General features: G+C 55.1%; 22 protein-coding genes and 1 tRNA gene. 4 read left to right on the plus strand and 19 right to left on the minus strand.

From position 1 onward, the window contains the following. The first annotated feature begins 507 nt into the window (after positions 1–507). Complete coding sequence (locus tag NE584_RS02415; protein ID WP_050622680.1) at positions 508–705, plus strand: hypothetical protein; 198 nt, start codon at positions 508–510, stop codon at positions 703–705. A gap of 111 nt (positions 706–816) precedes the next feature. On the opposite strand, the gene NE584_RS02420 is transcribed toward NE584_RS02415, so the two are convergent. Continuing rightward, complete coding sequence (locus tag NE584_RS02420; protein ID WP_050622681.1) at positions 817–1014, minus strand: hypothetical protein; 198 nt, start codon at positions 1012–1014, stop codon at positions 817–819. Positions 1015–1341: 327 nt separating this feature from the next. Between NE584_RS02420 and NE584_RS02425 the strand changes: the two genes are divergently transcribed. Continuing rightward, entirely contained in the window at positions 1342–1557 is a 216-nt protein-coding gene (locus tag NE584_RS02425) for a hypothetical protein (protein ID WP_050622682.1), read from the plus strand. Positions 1558–1560: 3 nt separating this feature from the next. Next, entirely contained in the window at positions 1561–2943 is a 1383-nt protein-coding gene (locus NE584_RS02430) for a tyrosine-type recombinase/integrase (protein ID WP_256181658.1), read from the plus strand. A 134-nt stretch (positions 2944–3077) separates the two neighbouring features. Here NE584_RS02430 and NE584_RS02435 read toward each other — a convergent pair. The 8 genes from NE584_RS02435 to NE584_RS02470 all read right to left on the minus strand — a co-directional run bounded on the left by NE584_RS02435 (position 3078) and on the right by NE584_RS02470 (position 8699). After that, positions 3078–3163: transfer RNA gene (locus NE584_RS02435), tRNA-Leu, on the minus strand. 67 nt (positions 3164–3230) lie between these two features. Beyond that, a complete protein-coding gene (locus NE584_RS02440; protein ID WP_050622685.1) occupies positions 3231–3611 on the minus strand; it encodes a DUF3783 domain-containing protein in 381 nt (126 codons plus the stop codon). Between the two features lie 93 nt (positions 3612–3704). Then, positions 3705–4988, minus strand: coding sequence for an O-acetylhomoserine aminocarboxypropyltransferase/cysteine synthase family protein (locus NE584_RS02445; RefSeq protein ID WP_108979684.1), 1284 nt, complete (start codon positions 4986–4988; stop codon positions 3705–3707). A gap of 84 nt (positions 4989–5072) precedes the next feature. Beyond that, complete coding sequence (locus NE584_RS02450) at positions 5073–5570, minus strand: GerMN domain-containing protein (protein WP_256181660.1); 498 nt, start codon at positions 5568–5570, stop codon at positions 5073–5075. Continuing rightward, positions 5567–7075 carry a cell wall metabolism sensor histidine kinase WalK gene (locus NE584_RS02455; RefSeq protein ID WP_242850260.1) on the minus strand — a complete coding sequence of 503 codons (1509 nt, stop codon included), beginning with the start codon at positions 7073–7075 and terminating at the stop codon, positions 5567–5569. The genes NE584_RS02450 and NE584_RS02455 overlap by 4 nt, the downstream gene beginning before the upstream one ends. 35 nt (positions 7076–7110) lie before the next feature. After that, positions 7111–7554, minus strand: coding sequence for a DUF3788 domain-containing protein (locus tag NE584_RS02460; protein WP_108981506.1), 444 nt, complete (start codon positions 7552–7554; stop codon positions 7111–7113). Between the two features lie 19 nt (positions 7555–7573). Next, the gene (locus NE584_RS02465) at positions 7574–8284 is read right to left on the minus strand and encodes a response regulator transcription factor (protein WP_050622688.1); all 711 of its coding nucleotides are present in this window, start codon (positions 8282–8284) and stop codon (positions 7574–7576) included. A 13-nt stretch (positions 8285–8297) separates the two neighbouring features. Beyond that, entirely contained in the window at positions 8298–8699 is a 402-nt protein-coding gene (locus NE584_RS02470) for a ComEA family DNA-binding protein (RefSeq protein WP_256181766.1), read from the minus strand. A 139-nt stretch (positions 8700–8838) separates the two neighbouring features. On the opposite strand from NE584_RS02470, the gene NE584_RS02475 reads away from it, so the two are divergent. Continuing rightward, positions 8839–10206: a D-alanyl-D-alanine carboxypeptidase family protein gene (locus tag NE584_RS02475; protein WP_256181663.1), complete on the plus strand. Its 1368-nt coding sequence runs from the start codon at positions 8839–8841 to the stop codon at positions 10204–10206. 70 nt (positions 10207–10276) lie between these two features. Here NE584_RS02475 and NE584_RS02480 read toward each other — a convergent pair whose 3' ends face one another. The 10 genes from NE584_RS02480 to NE584_RS02525 all read right to left on the minus strand — a co-directional run bounded on the left by NE584_RS02480 (position 10277) and on the right by NE584_RS02525 (position 19187). Next, the gene (locus NE584_RS02480) at positions 10277–10519 is read right to left on the minus strand and encodes a TIGR03905 family TSCPD domain-containing protein (RefSeq protein ID WP_050625354.1); all 243 of its coding nucleotides are present in this window, start codon (positions 10517–10519) and stop codon (positions 10277–10279) included. Positions 10520–10657: 138 nt separating this feature from the next. Beyond that, a complete protein-coding gene (spo0A, locus tag NE584_RS02485) occupies positions 10658–11410 on the minus strand; it encodes a sporulation transcription factor Spo0A (protein ID WP_050622691.1) in 753 nt (250 codons plus the stop codon). Between the two features lie 178 nt (positions 11411–11588). Next, positions 11589–12719, minus strand: a complete 1131-nt coding sequence (gene spoIVB / locus NE584_RS02490) for a SpoIVB peptidase (protein ID WP_256181665.1) — start codon at positions 12717–12719, stop codon at positions 11589–11591. Between the two features lie 248 nt (positions 12720–12967). Then, the gene (locus NE584_RS02495) at positions 12968–13105 is read right to left on the minus strand and encodes a SpoVA/SpoVAEb family sporulation membrane protein (protein WP_256181667.1); all 138 of its coding nucleotides are present in this window, start codon (positions 13103–13105) and stop codon (positions 12968–12970) included. Positions 13106–13159: 54 nt separating this feature from the next. Further along, on the minus strand, positions 13160–14746 hold the full coding sequence (locus tag NE584_RS02500) for a recombinase family protein (protein ID WP_195325394.1): 1587 nt from the start codon (positions 14744–14746) through the stop codon (positions 13160–13162). After that, positions 14736–16424: a recombinase family protein gene (locus NE584_RS02505; RefSeq protein ID WP_256181669.1), complete on the minus strand. Its 1689-nt coding sequence runs from the start codon at positions 16422–16424 to the stop codon at positions 14736–14738. The genes NE584_RS02500 and NE584_RS02505 overlap by 11 nt, the downstream gene beginning before the upstream one ends. A 2-nt stretch (positions 16425–16426) precedes the next feature. Continuing rightward, on the minus strand, positions 16427–18088 hold the full coding sequence (locus NE584_RS02510) for a recombinase family protein (protein WP_187015517.1): 1662 nt from the start codon (positions 18086–18088) through the stop codon (positions 16427–16429). 118 nt (positions 18089–18206) lie between these two features. After that, positions 18207–18536: a DUF6870 family protein gene (locus NE584_RS02515; RefSeq protein WP_226907800.1), complete on the minus strand. Its 330-nt coding sequence runs from the start codon at positions 18534–18536 to the stop codon at positions 18207–18209. Positions 18537–18675: 139 nt separating this feature from the next. Further along, a complete protein-coding gene (locus tag NE584_RS02520) occupies positions 18676–18810 on the minus strand; it encodes a hypothetical protein (RefSeq protein WP_255654084.1) in 135 nt (44 codons plus the stop codon). Beyond that, entirely contained in the window at positions 18807–19187 is a 381-nt protein-coding gene (locus tag NE584_RS02525; protein ID WP_256181670.1) for a hypothetical protein, read from the minus strand. Before NE584_RS02525 ends, NE584_RS02520 begins: the two co-directional genes overlap by 4 nt. Positions 19188–19221 lie beyond the last annotated feature (34 nt).

Consider the following 19221-nt stretch of genomic DNA (forward strand, 5'->3'; position numbering starts at 1 on the left):
GCTGTGTCCATTCTGGTGGAAGTTACGTGCTTCCATGTGATTCTATACTCCCCAGAATCGCCCATAAACACCTTTATAGCGTCCCTGATGGTTTCCGCCTCTGCCTCAGCCTCTGCGATCAGGGCTTGCAGCTGGCGCAGCTCCCGGACCTTGCTTTCTAATTCGTTTGTGCTCATTACAAATTTCCTCCTTGTTTTCTCTGGGACAAGCGCCGGTGGGCTTTACAGGGGACTCCCATCTTGCAGGGCTCATTCTGTATCCCGTTCCGGTCTTATGTAGTGGTCTTGATCCTATCGTCCACTTTCGCTTGTCCCGCTTGGGGTGTCCCCCCTTGCTACGGTCTTATTATACTATATGTTCCCATATAAATCTATTGACAGAACAGCTAAATATGTTCCCACATATTTGTTGCATTTTTATATGGACACATATAGACAGATATGCTATAATAGAGGCACAATAAAGAGGGTATGTCTCATTTCAGGACGCCCCCGGAAGGTGAGCAATATGTCAGTCAGTGAAGCACAGAAAAAAGCATCAATTAAATACCTTGAAAAGCTGGACGAAATTAGAATTAGGATGCCTAAAGGCAAGAAGGACGATATAAAGGCCGCTGCCTCCACCGCTGGCGAGAGCATGAATCAATATATAGTCTCGGCGATAGATCAGCGGATGGAGCGAGACGAGCAAGAGGGTGGGGGCTAAACCCCGCCTTTTTGCCGTCCTGAAATTGAACGCATGAAAAAGCGAGGGCATACACTTACCCTCGCAAAATAAAAGACGGCACCGAACACCGGCACCGCCTGATTTGTGTACTTACTTTACTTTTGGAAGCGGGAACTTGATCACATTCCCACACTCCTCCGCCCATTCCAGAAGGGCGTTTACTCCATCACGGACTTCCTCATTGGATTCCTCCAGCTTGTCCAGCCGATCAATGATGGGTTGTAATTTCTGATCGAATTTTTCATCCATCATCTGGCCGATGGCCTCTAGCAGCTCTTTGTCTACCATCATCATCACTCCTTGCTCAGATTATACGGTGTCGGTATTCGGTTGTCAAGGTACTTGCAGAGGCGGCGGGTTGGGCTGGTCTACGATTCAGCGCTCCATTGGCCGATTGCCCGCTCTTGCCTGGTGCCTATTGCTTCAGCACCATTTGACCTCTCGCTATGGTCTTATTATAATATATCTGTGCAGATATATCAATGCGCACAGTAGCCAAATATATCTACGCAGATATATACAATATGTATATATACACAGATAGACAAATGTGCTATAATAGAGCCATAATGGAAAGGGTGTCCCTATTTCAAGACACCCCCTGGAGGTGAGAGCATGCCAGTATCAAAGGCACAGCAAAAAGCCGTCAATAAGTATATGAGTGAGAATTATGACCGCATAAACCTAACCGTCCCGAAAGGACAGAAAGAGATCATCAAAGCCCACGCAGAGGCCCACAGCGAGTCCGTCAACGGCTTTGTGAACCGGGCCATAGCGGAGACTATGGAGCGGGACAACGGCGCTCCTGCGGGGCCAAATAAGGAGGAATGACCTGTGGCCACGATCAAGAAGCGAGAGGGCAAGACGGGAACAAGCTACCTTATTCGGTCCTCATGTGGCTATGACACATCGGGCCGACAGGTGATGCGCTCCATGACGTGGAAACCGAAGCCAGGCATGACGGAGAAGCAGATTGAGAAGGAACTGAATCGGCAAGCGGTTTTGTTTGACGAAAAGTGTTCGGCCCAGGGTGTGGGCAACGGAAACATCAAGTTTCAGGCCTTTGCGGAACAGTGGTTCAAAGAATACGCAGAGCCCAATCTACGCCCCCGGACTGTGGCACGGCTTCACCAGTTGGAGGAGCGGACCTATCAGGCCATCGGACATATTCGCCTAGACAAACTGACCGCACGCCACATCCAGCGATTCATTGATAACCTGGGGGAGGATGGAATCAGCACAAAAAGAGACCTTGCAAAACCAAAGGCCGATTTATCCGCCATATTGAAGGGTAGAACCCAAAAGGACCTAGCAGAGACCAGCGGCGTTTCCCGCTCCACTATATCGTCTATGTGTCGAGGGGAGGGAGTAACCCTAACCACAGCAGAGAAGATCTCCACGACTCTGGGGAAAGCCACAAAAGAGCTATTTACCATCCAAAAGGGAAGCGGAAAACTTGCCCCGAAGTCTATCCAGCACTATCTCTCCTTTGTATCATCTGTTCTGGACTATGCCTTTCGGTTTGAAATAATCTCCTCCAATCCATGCAAGCGTGTGGTAATCCCTGCCGGAGAGGCCCCGGAACGGGATTGCTATACTGTCGAGGAAGCACAAACATTTCTTGAAAGTTTGGACCACGCCCCTATTAAGTACAGGGCCTTCTTTGTTTTGGCGATTTATGGCGGATTCCGGCGCGGAGAACTGTTAGGGCTTGAGTGGCAGGACATAGATTTTCAGTCCCACGTGGTCAAAGTGCAGCGGACTTCTCAATACCTAGCAGGATGTGGAACATTTACCGATGATACCAAGACCGAAAAAAGCCACCGGGCATTAAAGCTCCCCGCTCCAGTGTTTAACGTACTGCGGCAGCTCCGGGCAGAGCAGGCACAAGACCGGCTACGGTTGGGAGATCAGTGGCACAACTCCGGTCGCCTGTTTGTGGGCGATATGGGAGATCCGATTCACCCCAACACACCATATCACTGGCTGCGGCGTTTCTGCGAAGAGACAGGCCAACGGTTTCTAGGTATCCACACATTCCGACATCTCAATGCCTCCCTGCTAATCAACAGCGGCGTGGATGTCAAAACAGTATCCGCCTCCCTGGGTCACTCCCAAGTGACAACTACACTCAATATCTATGCCCACACTTTCGAGGAGGCACAGGCCAGAGCGAGCGAAGCTGTGGCTGACCTTCTATCAAAGAAACAGGCATAAAAAAGAAGCTGTCTCCCATCGTTGGAGGCAGCTTTTTCAAACCATAACGGACAAACAACGGACAAATCACCTAGTAGAAGAAAAAGAAAAGCCCCGGAATCCTTGATTTACAAGGACTCCGGGGACTCAAAGAGTGGTGCGGCTGACGGGAGTCGAACCCGTACGCCCATAGGACACAAGCACCTCAAGCTTGCCAGTCTACCAATTCCAGCACAGCCGCAAATCAGCGGCTCTTTCAGAACCGCTTGATTATTATACAATTTTTACAGGGGTTTGTCAATGGATTTTTACTGGGTTTCCTGACCGCCCCGCATCGCCTCGTGCTCCCGGCGCAGCTCCTGCCAGAGCTGGCGGGAATCCCACGTCCGGTTGGTGGGAGTCAGCACTGCCTTCAGGAGCACAGGCGGAAACTCCGTCCTGCGCATGGTGTTCAGCAGCTGGTCCAGCCTGCCGGGCCCCAGGTCACAGAAGACCATCATCGCTTCCGGGATATCCGCCTGCTGTTTCGGGTCCTCTTCGCCTTTTCCGGCGGCCACCTGCTCCAGGGGCAGGTGGTACCGGGAAGGCTCCACCATGCGGACCCGGACCCGGAGCATCATGAGCAGCGCCCGCAGCGTCTTAAATTCATCGCCCCCGCAGTTGTATAGCAAAACTGTTTCCTTTGCCATGACAGTCCCTCCTTCTGGTCCCGCCGGAGCCGGAAGATCCGGCTCCGGCAGTTTTCCCATCCTTCGGCATTCAGGGTCCAGCTGGGACGCCTGTCACACCCCGGCCAGCGCCTGCTCCAGGTCCGCGATGATGTCCTTCACATCCTCAATGCCCACTGAGAAGCGAACCAGGTCGGGGGCTACCCCAGCCGCGGCCAGCTCCTCGTCGTTCATCTGGCGGTGGGTGGAGGAGGCGGGGTGGAGGACGCAGGTCTTGGCATCGGCCACGTGAGTGGCGATGGAAGCCAGCTTCAGACCGGCCATGAAGGTCTCCGCTGCGCTCCGGCCTCCCTTGACCCCGAAGGAGACCACGCCGCAGCTGCCGTTGGGCAGGTACTTCCGGGCGCGCTCATAATACTTGTTGCCCGGCAGGCCGGCGTAGTTGACCCACGCCACCTTGGGGTGCTTCTCCAGGTACTCCGCCACCGCCTGGGCGTTGGCGCAGTGCTTGGCCATGCGCAGGGGAAGGGTCTCCAGACCGATGTTCAGCAGGAAGCAGTTCTGGGGGGAGGGGATGGAGCCCAGGTCCCGCATGAGCTGGACGGTGGCCTTGGTGATATAGGCGCCGCCCAGGCCGAACCGCTCGGTGTAGGTCACGCCGTGGTAGCTCTCGTCCGGGGTGCACAGGCCGGGGAACTTGTCTGGATAGCGGGTCCAGTCAAAGTTGCCCGAATCCACGATGGCCCCCCCCACCTGGAGGGCATGTCCGTCCATATACTTGGTGGTGGAGTGGGTCACGATGTCGGCCCCCCACTCGAAGGGTCGGCAGTTCACCGGGGTAGCAAAGGTGTTGTCGATAATCAGGGGGACCCCATGGCTGTGGGCCGCATCGGCAAACTTTTCGATGTCCAGCACAGTCAGGGCCGGGTTGGCAATGGTCTCCCCAAAAACGGCTTTGGTATTGGGCCGAAAGGCCGCATTGAGCTCCTCGGCGGTGCAGTCCGGGTCCACGAAGGTGAACTCGATGCCCATGCGCTTCATGGTGACTGCAAACAGGTTGTAGGTGCCGCCGTAGATGGTGGAGGAGGACACCACATGGTCACCGCAGGAGGCAATATTGAAAATGGAGTAGAAGGAGGCCGCCTGGCCGGAGGAGAGCAGCATGGCAGCGGTGCCTCCCTCCAGGGCGCAGATCTTGGCCGCCACGGTGTCGTTGGTGGGGTTCTGGAGGCGGGTATAGAAATAGCCGCTGGCCTCCAGATCAAACAGCTTGCCCATCTCCTCGCTGGTCTCATAGCGGAAGGTGGTGGATTGGACGATGGGGAAATTCCGTGGCTCCCCGTTTCCGGGGCGGTAGCCCGCATGCAGGCAGTTGGTGCCGATCTGATAGTGACTCATGCTCTGATTCCTTCTTTCTCTCCGGAGCGGCGGCGCCGCTCTTCGGTACAATGTAGTTTAGATTAAACGGGTCCGCCCGTTTTGTCAAGCCCCTTCATTCGGGGCCTCCTGCCCCCGCCCCGGCTGGGAGAGCACCGCCTCCTCTCGAGTCAGGATCTGGTGGTTCCGGTAGCTCACCGGCTGTCCGGCCACATTGATCTCCACTGCCTCCACTCCGTCCAGCTGGCTCATGGTGAGGACGATGCAGTAGTCGGCCACGGTGAGGGAGATGTCCGTCAGTCCGCCGTACTGCTCCGACAGATTCAGGACCAGCACCCCCTCCTCCAGCCCCCAGCTCCGCAGGGACACCCCGCTGGGGAAGGGGCTGTTCAGCTCCTCCTCCGTGGGACCGGAGAGCAGAGCCTCCATCAATTCCCGAGGGCCCGGGTCCGCCTCCCCCTGGTAGGGCTCGCTGAGGATGGCGCTGCCGTCCTCCAGACCGGAGGCGAAATAGAGCTGGTATCCGCCCTTCTCCGCGGCAGTGCTGCAGGACCCCAGCAGGAGCAGCAGCCCCAGGAGCAGGCACATCGTCCACCGCTTCATCCCCGGTCTCCCTCCTTCCGTTTTTCCGGCACAGCGGGAAAGCCCACCGTGAACACGCTGCCCTCCGGCTGGCGGGCCCGGACGGTGACCCATCCCCCGTGGCGGCGCACCGTGTCCCGGACAATGGACAGCCCCAGCCCGGTGCCGCCGGCGGCCCGGGAGCGGGCCTTGTCCACCCGGTAGAACCGGTTGAACACCTTGGGCATGTCCTCCTCCGGGATGCCCACCCCCGTGTCCGATACCTCCAGAAGGACCTGGTCCCCGTCCCGGTACACGTCCGCCATCACCCGGCCGCCTGGCCGGTTGTACTTGATGCCGTTCTCCAGCAGGTTGAAGCAGATCTGGTATAGGTCGTCCTCCGTCCCCTGGACCACACATTTATCCTTCAAATTGGATCCCAGGGCCACCCCAGCCGCGTCCGCCACCGGCGCCAGCATGGACAGCGCCCGCCGGGTGACCGCCGACACGTCCACCGGGAAGGTCTCTGCCGCCGGCAGGCTGTCCAGCCGGGTCAGGGCCAGCAGGTGCTCGGTGATCCGGGTCAGCCGGTCTGCCTCTGTCCCGATGTCGGAAACGAAGTCCCGCAGGGTCACTTGGTCCATGGTCTCGTTCTGGAGAATGGAGTCTGCCAGCAGCCGGATGGAGGCCAGAGGGGTCTTCAGCTCGTGGGAGGCGTCGGATACGAAGCGCCGGCGCACCTCCTCCGTGGTCTGGAGACGGTCAGTGAGCTGGTTAAACTCCTCCGCCAGCAGGGCCAGCTCGTCCCGGCCCGAGGGCTGGAGCCGGTGCCCATACTCCCCCTCCCCCACAATGCGGATGGCGCTGAGCAGGGCGGTAAAGCGGGAGGAGAGCATTTGGGCGAAAAACAGGCTCATCACCAGGGTCACCGCCGCAACCACCAGGGAGATGCTCCGCAAATTTTTCTGTAAGTTCAACAGCAGCGCGCCCTGGACCGCGTCCTCCTCACAGATATAGACGCAGCCGATGGTCATATTGCGGTACACGATGGGGACCGCCGCCGTGGAACGGAACACCTGGCCGCTGAACTCGGAGCAGGTCACGTCATTCCCCCCAAGGGCCAGCACCACCTCCTGATAGAGGGCATAGCGGTACTGGGGCTCTTCCGGCTCCTCCTGGACCGGGGCGGTCTCCGCTGTCTCCCCACGCTTCTCCCTGGGCTGGGTACTGTCGTACAGAATCAGCCCTGCGGGGTCGGTGACCACTACCCGGGTCAGGCCGCTGCTGTCCAGCATGGTCATGACCCGCTCCACCTGGTCCGAGGTGAGCAGCTCCAGCTCCATCAGGGCAGAGGCCATCACCGCAGCCTGGCTCTTCAGCGAATCCCGCTTGGAGCCAAACAGCAGGTCCTGGGAGGCCAGCACCGGGTAGGTGTTCAGCAGAATCAGCACCACTGACACGATGGCCAGGTAGCTCATGGCGTATTTCATCTGGATGGAGGAAAAAAACGGAACTCTGCCCCTCTTTTTCTTCTTTTCCTCCCGCACAGCGCTCCCTCCCTTTTCCCGCAAGCCGGATATTTTCAGCCTTTGTTTCCCGCTCCCCGGACCGGCATCCGGATCCGCAGCAATGTTTTGACATCCTCCAGGATCTCCGGTCCCGATACCCGGATCATCAGCCAGCGCCCCATTCGGCTGGGTCTGGAATTCTGATAGACCTCCCGCACATAGGCGGTCAGACCAGGGAGCGCCAGTTCCATTGCCGGGGCTTCTTTTTGTCCGATGGAGATCATACAGGTAAAGGTGCCGGTATCCGGATAGATGGTACACAGCGCTCGTCCTCTGGCTCGATATTTTACATTCCAGCCGGGGGCCAGGCTGCACCCGCTGTACTCCACAGCGGGGGAGACCCCATAGGACTCCCGAAGAAAGCTGTGCAGCTCCCCCCAAAAGGGCGATCCCACTCCATGGCCCAGCTCCTCCAGGGATGGCTCACCCTGCTTGCCCTGTTCTTCTCGCTTTGACATCTCTTCCACACGCCTTTCCTCAAACGTTTTCCAGGCGGCGCGGGCCACGGGCGCTGAGATAATACCCCACTCCCCACTTGGTCCGGATATACTCCGGGTTGGCCGGGTCCAGCTCCAGCTTTTCCCGCAGGCGGCGGATATGCACATCCACGGTGCGGAAATCCCCGATATACTCATATCCCCAAACCACGTTCAGCAGGTTCTCCCGGCTGTACACCCGGCCAGGGTTGCGCATCAGCAGCTCCATCAGGTCGAACTCCTTGGCGGTCAGCTCCACGGAGACCCCGTCCCGGCTGGCCGTCCGCTCCCCCGTGTTGAGGATAATGTGGCCTGCGGCCAGCTCGTTGCCGCTTCGCTGCTGCTGGGCAGCCCCGGCCCGGCGGAGCAGAGCCCGCACCCGGGCTTTCAGCTCCAAGATGTTGAAGGGCTTTGTGAGATAGTCGTCCGCCCCGCACTCGAAGCCGATGATCTTGTCCGTGTCCTCCCCCTTGGCGGTGAGCATGATGATGGGCACGTTGGAGAACTCCCGGATGCGCATGCATGCCTGGAGGCCGTCGATCTTGGGCATCATCACGTCCAGGATGATCAGATCGAACCCCCCCTCCCGGGCCAGCTCCACAGCTTCCTCTCCGTCATAGGCGTCCTGGACCTGGTAGCCCTCGTGCTCCAGGTTGAACTTGATGCCCTTTACCAGCACCCGCTCGTCGTCCACGATCAGAATCTTTGCCATTGCGTCTTTCTCCTTACTCAGCGGGTGAGTCCGGTCCCCCCACTGTCACATAGTCATATACCTGGGCCAGGATGCCCTCGCCGATCCCCTTCACCTCAGTGAGCTCTTCCACGCTTTGGAAGGGGCCGCTGCTCTCCCGGTAGTCCACGATGGCCTGGGCCCGCTTCTCCCCGATCCCCGGCAGCCGGGTCAGGTCGGCGACGGAGGCGGTATTCAGATCGATGACCTCTCCCTCCAGCAGGCTGTCCGGATAGCCGTCCTCCACCTCCGGCAAGGAGGCGCTGACCGCAGGCGCCTGTTTTGAGACGGTCACCTGGTACTCCGCCTCCCCCAGCTGTCCGGAGACAAAATAGCCCCCCGTCACCACCAGAAAGGCGGCGGTGAGCCCCAGAACGATCTTGTCAAATCTGGTCATGGCGGCCAAGTTGTTCCCTCCCAGCTGTTGCGGAATTCGTCAGATCCTGCTATAATGATTGTAATTATAATCTCACCAGGAGCGGGAGCGCTCTGCTCCCGCGCTGATGGTAGTATATCATAAATATGAGGATTTTCCTATGAAAAAATATCGTCTTTCTTCCCTGCTGGTCACCTTTGTGCTGGCCCTCACCCTGCTGGCCCCCTTCTCCGCCCTGGCGGCCGACGCCCCCCACATCACCTCCCGCCATGCCGTTTTGATGGACGCCAATTACGGTGAGATCCTCTACGAGAAGGCTGCCCGGGAGAAGGCCTACCCGGCCAGCATCACAAAGGTGATGACCGCCCTGCTGGTGTCGGAGGCCATCGACCGGGGCGAGCTGTCCCAGGATCAGATGATCACGGTGAGCAGCACCTCCCAGTTCGACCTCTCCGCCGACGGCTCCACCGCCAACCTGAAGCCGGGGGAGGTCATCTCGGTGAAGGACCTGATGTACTGTCTTCTCCTCCCCTCCGCCAACGAGGCGGCCAACATCCTGGCCGAGGCCGTGTGCGGCGACGTAGCCTCCTTTATCGAGCTGATGAACCAGCGGGCCAGGGAGCTGGGCTGCACCGGCACCCATTTCGACAATACCCATGGCCTGCACGACGACGACCATTACACCACCGCCTACGACATCTGCCTGTTCACCCGCGAGGCTCTGAAGCACGACCTGATCCGGGAGGTGGTGGGCACCTCGGTCTACACCGTCCCCGCCACCAACCTGTCTGAGCCCCGGGAGTTCTACAACACCAACGCCCTCCTCTCCAACTGGCACTACATGGGCTATGTCTATGACAAGGCCATCGGCGTCAAGACTGGTACCACGCCGGAGGCGGGACGCTGCCTGGTCTCTGCCGCCGTGGACGGGGATGAGTATCTGATCGCTGTCATCCTGGGAGCGGAGCCGGCGGTCCGGGAGGATGGCTCCACTGACCTGAAGCAGTTCTCGGAGAGCACCGCCCTGCTGAAATGGGGCTTCCGGAATTTCCAGCGCACCACCATCTCCCAGGAGGACACCCCCGTGGCCGCAGTGAACGTCACCCTGTCCCAGGACGCCAACCAAGTCCTGGTCAAGCCGGTGGGCACCCTGGAGCGCACCCTCCCGGTGGATATGGACCTGGAGGCCATTGAGCCCACCATTTCCCTGTTCCAAGACACGGTAGAGGCCCCGGTGAAGGAGGGGCAGGTGATGGGGACCATGACCCTCACCTACGACGGGGAGGTATTCGGCACCCTGGACCTGGTGGCCACCACCTCTGTGGATCGCTCCGAGCTGCTCTATCGGCAGGAGCAGATCCGTCAGTTTTTTGCCAACTCCGGTACGAAGCTGATCCTGGCCGCAGTCCTGGTCGTGGCCGTCCTCGTCCTGCTCCGCCTGCTGGTCTTCCGTAAGCGCCGCCGTTACCGAGCGGGCGCCGGAGCAGGCGGGCGCCGGGGCAGCTATCATGGCCGGCGGCGCCGCTGACCTGCCGACCGATTCAAAAAAAGAGGTCCGCGGGCCCGTCTCACAGACGGGATCCGCGGACCTTTCTCTTTTACAGGAACTGTTTGAGCGCCTGGGCCATCTGGTCGGGACAGGATGTGGATTTCATCCCGCAGCGGATCCCCTCCATGCGCTGGATCGCCTCCTGCACCGGCATCCCTTTCAGCAGACTGGAGATGCCCTGGAGATTCCCGCTGCATCCCCCCGTCACCTGTACAGACTGGATGATTCCATCTTCCGCCTGGATCTCGAACTGCCGGGCGCACACGCCCCTGGGCTGATAACGGATCGTCATGGACTCCCACCTCCCTTCCCTGATCTTCCGGCCCGGGCTCTCTTTCATCCGGGCCGCTCCTGCTACTATACCAGACGGCGGAAAAAATAACAAGCGGAGGATCTTTCCCTGCGATCCCCCGCCTGTTGCCGCCCCGCATCACATCTCCTTCTGCTGGAGCTGGAGCCGGTCGGCGATCATTGCGATAAACTCTGAGTTGGTGGGTTTCCCCTTCACATTGGATACAGTATAGCCAAAATATTTTTGAAGCGTCTCCAAGTCGCCCCGGTCCCAGGCCACCTCAATGGCGTGGCGGATGGCCCGCTCCACCCGGGAGGCGGTGGTATTGAACCGCTTGGCTACCTCAGGATAGAGCACCTTGGTCACCGCGTTGATGACATCCATATCGGCCACTGCGATCAGAATGGCTTCCCGCAGATACTGATAGCCCTTGATATGGGCAGGCACCCCCACCTCGTGAATGATGGAGGTGACAGTATTTTCCAAATTATAGGGGATATCTCCATTTTCTTCCTTTTTATTTTCGCCGGTCAGCTGCCGGATGCGCTCACACACCGTGCTCACCCGGCAGGGCTTGGTCATATAGTGGTCCGCTCCCTTGGCGGCGGCCAGCTCGGCCATGCTTCCCTTGGCAAAACTGGACAGGATCAGCACCTTGGGCCGATGCTCCAGCTTTGCCAGCTCCTCCAACACCTCGATGCCGTCCATCTGGGCCAGCACGATCTCCATGACTACCAGGTCCGGAGCCATCTCCTTTACCATTTGGACCAGTTCCTGCCCGTCTCCCGTCTCTCCCAAAACCTGGATGTCAGGCTCGCTGGCCACGGTCTCGATAAAGCTCCGGCGAAATTCTTCCCCGGTATCGGCGACCAAAATCCGTTTTGCACCCATTTTCACAATCAAATCCCTTCCGACAGGCTTCCGCACCTGCCCTTGTTTTTCCCTTATGGGGTTTCGACCGGTCACCAATAATTTATCATAATCAGACAGCATATGCAAGATGTTTTTGGTATTTTTTGGAAATCAACTTTTCGGGTATCTTCCGCTTTTTTCGACAGAACGCCGGCACTCAGGAGACCTGGGCCTGCTCCTCCCACACACACTGGGAGACCATATTTTCCGCCAGAATGCCGTATCCCCGGGTAGGATCGTTGACCAGGACATGGGTCACCGCCCCCACCAGCTTGCCGTCCTGAAGGATCGGACTGCCGCTCATCCCCTGGACAATTCCTCCAGTGGTTTCCAGAAGCCGGGGGTCGGTGACCTGCACCATCAGGTTCCGGGTATCCCCCGCGGCTGCGGGGTAAACGTGAGTGATCTCCACCTGATACTCCTCCACCTGCTCTCCGGCAATGTTGGACAGGATGGTGGCGCCTCCTACATGCACCTCTTCCCGGGCGGCCACCTCCACAGCCTCCCCGCGAGGGGAGAGCGCTCCGTCCCGCAGGACGCCATAGATTCCCAGATTGGTATTGGCATACAGATCGCCCAGATCCCGGTTCACGTCAAAACTGCCATGGAGTTCTCCGGGCGCGCCGCTCTCTCCCTTTTTTACATCGGTCACAGAAGCGTACATAATGCTCCCTGACTCCATGGGCATCAGCGTGGCCGTATCCACGTCGTTGATGCCGTGGCCCAGGGCAGCGAACACCCCGCTGTCCGGGTCATAAAAGGTCATGGTACCGATTCCGGCCATGGAATCCCTCAGCCAGACGCCCAGTTGATAGCTGCCCTGGGTATTCTGAATGGCCTGGACAGAGAGCTGGACCGGCTTTCCGTTCCGGGTGGCCCGCAGGGTCATGGCATCCCCCTGTTCATCACCCAGGATGTCCTGGACCTCCTCGATGGTGTTGACCTCCTGACCATTGATGTGGGTGATGATATCACCCGCCTTCAGGCCGCAGGTCCGGCCCGGGCTGGACGGACCGCTGTCCGTCTCCACCGCCGACAGGCCCACCACCAGCACGCCGTCGGAAAACAGCTTGATTCCCACCGCCCGGCCCAGGGGGACCACCTTGTCCCCCACCTGGGCGCCTGAGACCGGCTGAGCCCCTCCGCCGCTCCGGGGGAGCTCCAGCACCGCCCCCGCCGAGGCCGCCCGCGCTCCGCCGTCGGAGAGTGCCAGGCTCAGGATCAGGCACAGGACCAGGACCCCGGCAGCGATCCCGGTCCATGGCTTCTGCTTTGTCTCTTGCTCCATCAATTTCACCCCCTGTTTTCAAAAATCATGTCGTGGACTGCCCTTGGCGCCGTCCACACACTCATTATGGCCATCCCTTCCGCCGAAAAACCATGGCGGGACCTTCCACTCCTTCCATGGAAAATGCGGAAATGCCTCAGGCGCAGGGACCTCCATTTTTTACAGGGAGTTCTCTTCCCGAACTGTCAAAAATTTCTTTTGCGCACACAGCAGACGCCGTCCCTCGATTGGGACGGCGTCTGCTGATATTATCCGCGGAAGATGCACAAGATCAGTCCGTAAAGCACCGATGCACTGATTCCGAACACCAGCACTGGCCCCGCCACTACGAACAGCTTAGCCGCTGTGCCGGTGATCAGCCCCTCTGGTTGTGTCAAGATAGACATACAGTTTTTTCGGAATTTTTTCAGCTGCCTCCAAAGTGGGGGGCGCTTATTGTTTTAGCTTGCCGTTACAAATTCAAACCCGCTCGAAGTACGCATATCTATCTCAATCTCTCCTGAAGGGTACACACGAACCCGCTCTACAAAATTTCTAATTATTTCCGGATCATAGTCTTTAAGCAGGATGATCTGATCTGCTGTTCTTTTTCCCGCCGCAAGATTACCTCGAGACTCATAGTGCTCTACCAGAAGCCGCTTGATCTCTTCAGCTCTACTTGAGAGTCTTGCCAGCTTCTCTGAATCTGTCTTCTGGATATCAGCAAATTTCTCTCTGCTTATGCGACCCGCTCGGTATTGCTCATATAGTTCAGCCTTTCTACTTTGGAGCCGTCTTGTCATATTGGTGTTAGCATCAAGCTCCGTTTGAATACTTGAAAGCTTTTTGTCAATGCATGCCTGCATCAAACAATGCTGCTCAAGGAAGCTCCTACTTTGTTCCCGCAGCATCTGAAGAACAGCTTGCTCAATTTGGGCCTGATTGACAAAGAGACCCGCACACTCAGCACCCTTAATACTGTCATTTTTCGGGCAAACAAGGTGTGGTTCCTTTGCTGGATTCTTTCGGAGCTTCCTCCCGCAGCAGCCACAAACAAACAGATTGTTGGCTCGGTTTCCGGCAGTATTCTTGTTAACATTCCGAATACGCCCTTGGAGCGCATTCTGTGCCGTTCGGAACAACTCCTCCGAAATGATTGCTTCATGTGTACCTGGCACTATGATCCATTGATCTCGGGGCAATGATCGCATCTTAGGCTTTCCTACTTCTTCTGTCTCTCGAGTATTGGTAATCATCTTACCGGTATAGCGTTCATCAGTCAAAATCTTTCGAACAGCCCCCTTGAGCCAGATTCCAGTCTCTTCCTTGACCACCCCATTATAAAACCCGCCATTTCGCCGTTTATGCTCTAACGGGGATGGAATGCCCATATCATTCAGCATTTGAGCGATCTCGCTCGTGGTCATGCCTGCAACGCAGGACTCGAAAATCATGACAATGATGTCACGAACCTGCTCATCTACGATCAATCTCTTTTTGTTATGAGGATGGACTTGGTAGCCATAGAAGCCGTTTCCTCCCCAGTATTCACCACGCAGATTGCGGGTACGAAAAGCTGAGCGCACCTTGGTTGATAGATCTCGGCTATACATATTATTGATGAGATTGCGGAGGGCTAACTCAAGTCCGCCCGTGACACCTAAGTAGTCATCACTATCAAAGGCATCATTGATAGAGATAAAGCGGACCCCATAAAGAGGCAGGATCAGTTCGAGGTAGTTTCCCATCTCAAGAAAGTTTCTTCCGAAACGAGATAGGTCCTTCACCATAATGCAATGAATTTCCTGATTGCGAGCCATCTCAATTAGCTCATCGAACTTTGGCCTGTCAAAATGTGTTCCCGTGACACCGTCATCGCAGAACACAATCACTTTATAACCATGGAGCGATTCATGTGTATCATAGTAATCCTGGAGTAACCGCCTTTGGTTGAAAACACTGTTACTCTCATTCTTCAATGCATTTGTTTTGAGATCTCGGTCTTCACTCGACAAACGAATATAAAACGCCAGCACCTTATCCGGCATATCTCACCGCCTCCTTTCCTCGGGTCGCAGCGACATAGAGAACCTGTTCAATCTCATCACGATGGCGGAATGCCACTTCAACATGGCCATCGTTAAACAAGGTAAGCGTCTCAATGAAGGCTGCTGCCATTTCAGCGTCAAGGGACTCCTGATCCTTATACTTTTCAATCAACAGTGCCCACTGCATTTTGCTGCCAAATCCCACTGAGTACTTTTCCTTTTCCTTCTCCAATTCAGCAATAAAGATCCTCAAATCATCCGCCCTCCTAGAGTAGTCCTCGCTCAGATCTGTGTAATCTTGATGGCTCAGAAGCCCATCTGCAAAATCGCCATACAGGGCTGCCTTCAGCTGATTGAACTTTTCAATTTTTCTCTTTGCATCATCAATCTGGGTTTCATATATCTGATAGCGGGTCTGCGAAGAAGGCGTAGCATTCAAGTTGGCAATCAGTCTCTGGGCATCGGAGAATGCTCTTATCTGAGTTTGGATAAGCCGCAGGGCAAGGGACTCTACATCCTCCTGTTTGACCGCTTTCTTGGGACAAATGGTGGCATTGTAATTCTCATGGAGAGTGCAATAATAGTAATAACCGCGATTAGATTTACTGCGCAAGTACATACTGCGACCACATTCTCCGCAACGAAGAATTCCTTTGAACATACTTCTTCGTTTACTCTTGGAATCGTAGATAGTCGCAAGGCCCTGTTCACTTTGCCTAGCCGAGAGGATGTCCTGAACCTTATCAAAAAGCTCTTTGGAAACAATGGGTTCATGCATACCTTTATTGATAATCCATTCCTCTTCGGGCGTTTTAACTGTAGTCTTTGTCCCCCGCTCGCACAGCTGGCTTCTGTACTTTCCGGACACAATCCAACCAAGATAGACCGGATCGACAAGAATTTTCTTGATCGTTTGCAGATACCAGATGGCATTTTTGAACTTCTCCGTCTTCCGCAAACCAATATCGTACAGATAGCGTCCGGGACTGGGCACCCCTTGCTCATTCAGAGTTTTCGCTATGAAGTGGAGAGTATGATTCTCTGCCACCATACGGAAAATGACAAGAACGATTGGCCCCGTTTGCGGATCAGGAAATAGGTGGTACTTGTCATCCGGATCTAACATATATCCATATGGCGGAGTGCCAGTGGTCCACTTACCAGCAAGCTGCTGCGTCCGTTTCACCGCCCGAATTTTCTTGGAAATGTCTCTCGCATATGCCTCGTTTGCAAAATTTTTCAGTTGGATTGAAATGTCGGCATCATCCCGCAATGAGTCAAAGCGATCGGTAACGGAGATAAAGCGCACACCCATTCTCGGAAAGATCTGCTCAATATATTCACCGCTCTCAATCATATTTCGCCCCAGACGAGACAAGTCTTTGACAATCACACAGGTCACCTTGCCAGCTCGGATGTCATTCATCATTCGAGCGAATTCCGGGCGCACAAAGCTAACTCCCGAGATATCGTCATCACAATAGAGGTCAAAGACAACTAAATCCTGATGCTGGGAAACAAAGTCCTTCAGCAACGCAATCTGATTACCTATGGTGTCTGCTTCTCGCTTTTGTTCGTTCTCAACCGAGATTCTGGCATAGAGCGCTACCTTGTACTGGACGGGGCCTACAACAACTGCGGGTGTGGCTTGGACATTTTTTCTGCTCTTTCTTGCCATGCTTACATCGCCTCCCCTAGTATTCCACGCGCGGCATATTCCTGCAGGCTGCTCACCAAACGGGCATAGTCCTCGGAATGCTCAAAGATGATTTCCAACTTTTCGTCTTTGTGAATAACAACTTTTTCAATGCACTCCAGAACAACTGCCCGCGTGAGTGATTTCAATCCTCGATGTTCGGTAAATGTCTTCATCCAGTTGTTCGGGGACTGTTCGCCCGAGAGATAGATACTGAGTTCTCGGTCGATCTGCTCCTGAGCAATCAGCGCATCGGCAATTCTTGCATCATACTGACCTCTGATGTCACAGAAGTCAGTCTTCGAAATGAGTCCTTCTTTCATATCTTCATAGAGAGATGCCTTCAGATCGCGATAACGAGCGATTTCTGCCGCAAGTTTTTCTCTGCGCTGCTCACACTTGGCAACATTGATTTTCTGATATGGCACCTGCTGAATTTCAGATAGACACCGGTCGAGCTCAACCACCGCGCTGATATGCTCTTGCAATAGCTGAAGGACAGCTGCCTCAACCTGTGCCTCTGGTACCTGCTTGAGTTCACAGCGATTCTCTTTCGTGCGCACGCTACAGCGGAAATAGCTGTATAACTTATATCCGTTGTTAATTGTGCTTCGAGTAACTGCGTTCCCGCATTCTCCGCATTCCAACAAGCCGGATAGCGGATAAACTGTCGTTGCTCGTGGTGCTGCTCGCGTATCTATCAGAAGAGCTTTTTGAGCAAGATAGAATGTCCTCTTCGTGACAACAGGCTCATGGGCGTCGTGGATCACAACCCACTCGTTTTCTTCTGTTGGTATTGATTTCTTGATTTTATAGTTTGGTCTACGGCGAAGGCCTTGGCGGAGGGTTCCAATATAGATCGGGTTGGTGAGTATCCGGGCAACTGCCTGCGCTGTCCATTCGCACCGTTCCTTCATTTTGAAGCCGGAGAATAACGGCTCTCCCTTGTGGCGCTTATACTCCAGCGGCGCAAGAATTCCGCTCTCTGCAAGCCGAATTGCTATGCCATTGTTCGTCATGCCTTGAATTTTCCAGTTGAAAATATCCTGGACAACTGTGGCAGCATAGGGATCGGGCTCAATTCGATTGTGGTTTCCCTCGCACTTCTGGTACCCATACGGTGCAAACGGACAAATAAAGTCACCATGTTTCCGCTTCACCTGCAGCTGGCTTCTGACCTTTACTGAGATGTCACGGCTGTAGTTGTCATTCATCAAGTTCTTGAGCGTGATGCTAAACTCGCTACTCTCGTCACGGGTAATCGTGTCGATGTTGTCATTGATAGCGATCAAGCGCACCCCTAAAACAGGAAATAGACGGTGGATATACTTTCCGGAATTGATATACTCTCTTCCGAAACGGGACAGGTCTTTTACGACCACGCAATTGATCCGTCCAGCCTTAATATCGTTCAGCATGCGCTGAAAGGCTGGACGGTCAAAATTCGTCCCTGTATATCCATCGTCTATACGAATGGAGACAATATTAAATTCAGGCTTATCCTTCAGAAAGTCCAGAATAAGCTGCTTCTGGTTGGTAATGCTGTTGCTCTCACGGCCAGATTGCGCCGCAACGATGTCTTCCTTGGAAAGACGCACATAGATGGCGGTATTAAACACAGCCATCTCATTCGCATTATTCTGCATAATCTCACTCCTTTGGCGTGGTCTGTCTGCCTAAGGAGTGAGTATGCTTGATTTAGTCCGAGGCTATTATACCACATCTATGGCCCTTTATCCAGATGAAAAACGGACCTGGCAAGAATTACATCATGCTCTGCTGCTGCAGCAGATGCTTGAACACTTCCTCAAAGGATGGCCCGTCCTCTTTGTATTTCACCTTGACAGCAAAGTTGCCCACTCGGACACAGTATGGATTCTTCACTTGCTTCAGATAACTGAGCACTCTTTCACGCACAGGCAAGGATTCATCAATGTGAACGGTGCTCAAGTCTACAAGCTGAGACTTGTCTACTGTCCGAATATCAACCGCCTTCATCGCTTCCCACTGCTCGGGTGTGATATCTCTTGGATCATCAGGGATTTCAGATGCGATATATGGCACTGTACCAGAAGTAATCTTAGGTTCTTCCATAATACCGATAGCACCTCCTTGGGATATTATCCCTAGTATTATTTGGATTATTCCAGCAGTTCACTCCTCATAATGAATGTAGAAATGAGGGTGTGTTTGACCACCCCCCTCTACTAAAAATTTGTGATCTGCCCAAAAATCATTCCGGTCTCTCTACGCTGAAAAGAGGGATAATATCATAATTCCCATCTTCTGCAGTTTCGAGCCCCAGCTCTTCCAATACCTGTCTTTGAATGTCAGGCTTCAAGTCATCAATATAGATCTCAACGCTCATTTGTCTTCCTCCTGATAAGACTTTTTCAAATCAATCCACTTGCAGTCCGGATAGTTCCCTCGCTTACAGCCAAGGCAGTTGGTCGTAAGGCACTCCTCGAGCCAACAGGTGTAGCAGGTATCCATCCCAATATAGTCGCTTGAGGCATACCAAAAACCTGCAGGGTGGCGCTTAACAAGCCAACCGCCACAGACATTACAGTTTTTTTCTTTCCAAACGACCTTTGCAGATTTATCCCACTCAATCTCCTGGCCGCACATGGGGCAGAAGTTCCATCTCGGATGGTCATCATCGCCATCAAACAGAGCCTTCTCACAGTTCGAACAGGTATAGACTGACTTGATGTTCGGTCGCTCTTGGTTTTCAATAGGAACCATATAGATTCTCCTCATACGCAGAGGGCTGCAGCTA

Origin of the sequence: Clostridium sp. DFI.5.61 (genome assembly GCF_024462915.1) — a bacterium.
Lineage (GTDB): Bacteria > Bacillota > Clostridia > Oscillospirales > Oscillospiraceae > Lawsonibacter > Lawsonibacter asaccharolyticus.

Coding starts and splice junctions, on each gene's coding strand:
- NE584_RS02415 (WP_050622680.1), top strand. CDS start 508: ATGTCAGTCAGTGAAGCACAGAAAAAAGCATCAATTAAATACCTTGAA.
- NE584_RS02420 (WP_050622681.1), bottom strand. CDS start 1,014: ATGGTAGACAAAGAGCTGCTAGAGGCCATCGGCCAGATGATGGATGAA.
- NE584_RS02425 (WP_050622682.1), top strand. CDS start 1,342: ATGCCAGTATCAAAGGCACAGCAAAAAGCCGTCAATAAGTATATGAGT.
- NE584_RS02440 (WP_050622685.1), bottom strand. CDS start 3,611: ATGGCAAAGGAAACAGTTTTGCTATACAACTGCGGGGGCGATGAATTT.
- NE584_RS02445 (WP_108979684.1), bottom strand. CDS start 4,988: ATGAGTCACTATCAGATCGGCACCAACTGCCTGCATGCGGGCTACCGC.
- NE584_RS02450 (WP_256181660.1), bottom strand. CDS start 5,570: ATGAAGCGGTGGACGATGTGCCTGCTCCTGGGGCTGCTGCTCCTGCTG.
- NE584_RS02460 (WP_108981506.1), bottom strand. CDS start 7,554: ATGTCAAAGCGAGAAGAACAGGGCAAGCAGGGTGAGCCATCCCTGGAG.
- NE584_RS02465 (WP_050622688.1), bottom strand. CDS start 8,284: ATGGCAAAGATTCTGATCGTGGACGACGAGCGGGTGCTGGTAAAGGGC.
- NE584_RS02470 (WP_256181766.1), bottom strand. CDS start 8,699: ATGACCAGATTTGACAAGATCGTTCTGGGGCTCACCGCCGCCTTTCTG.
- NE584_RS02475 (WP_256181663.1), top strand. CDS start 8,839: ATGAAAAAATATCGTCTTTCTTCCCTGCTGGTCACCTTTGTGCTGGCC.
- NE584_RS02480 (WP_050625354.1), bottom strand. CDS start 10,519: ATGACGATCCGTTATCAGCCCAGGGGCGTGTGCGCCCGGCAGTTCGAG.
- spo0A (WP_050622691.1), bottom strand. CDS start 11,410: ATGGGTGCAAAACGGATTTTGGTCGCCGATACCGGGGAAGAATTTCGC.
- spoIVB (WP_256181665.1), bottom strand. CDS start 12,719: ATGGAGCAAGAGACAAAGCAGAAGCCATGGACCGGGATCGCTGCCGGG.
- NE584_RS02495 (WP_256181667.1), bottom strand. CDS start 13,105: ATGTCTATCTTGACACAACCAGAGGGGCTGATCACCGGCACAGCGGCT.
- NE584_RS02500 (WP_195325394.1), bottom strand. CDS start 14,746: ATGCCGGATAAGGTGCTGGCGTTTTATATTCGTTTGTCGAGTGAAGAC.
- NE584_RS02505 (WP_256181669.1), bottom strand. CDS start 16,424: ATGGCAAGAAAGAGCAGAAAAAATGTCCAAGCCACACCCGCAGTTGTT.
- NE584_RS02510 (WP_187015517.1), bottom strand. CDS start 18,088: ATGCAGAATAATGCGAATGAGATGGCTGTGTTTAATACCGCCATCTAT.
- NE584_RS02515 (WP_226907800.1), bottom strand. CDS start 18,536: ATGGAAGAACCTAAGATTACTTCTGGTACAGTGCCATATATCGCATCT.
- NE584_RS02520 (WP_255654084.1), bottom strand. CDS start 18,810: ATGAGCGTTGAGATCTATATTGATGACTTGAAGCCTGACATTCAAAGA.
- NE584_RS02525 (WP_256181670.1), bottom strand. CDS start 19,187: ATGGTTCCTATTGAAAACCAAGAGCGACCGAACATCAAGTCAGTCTAT.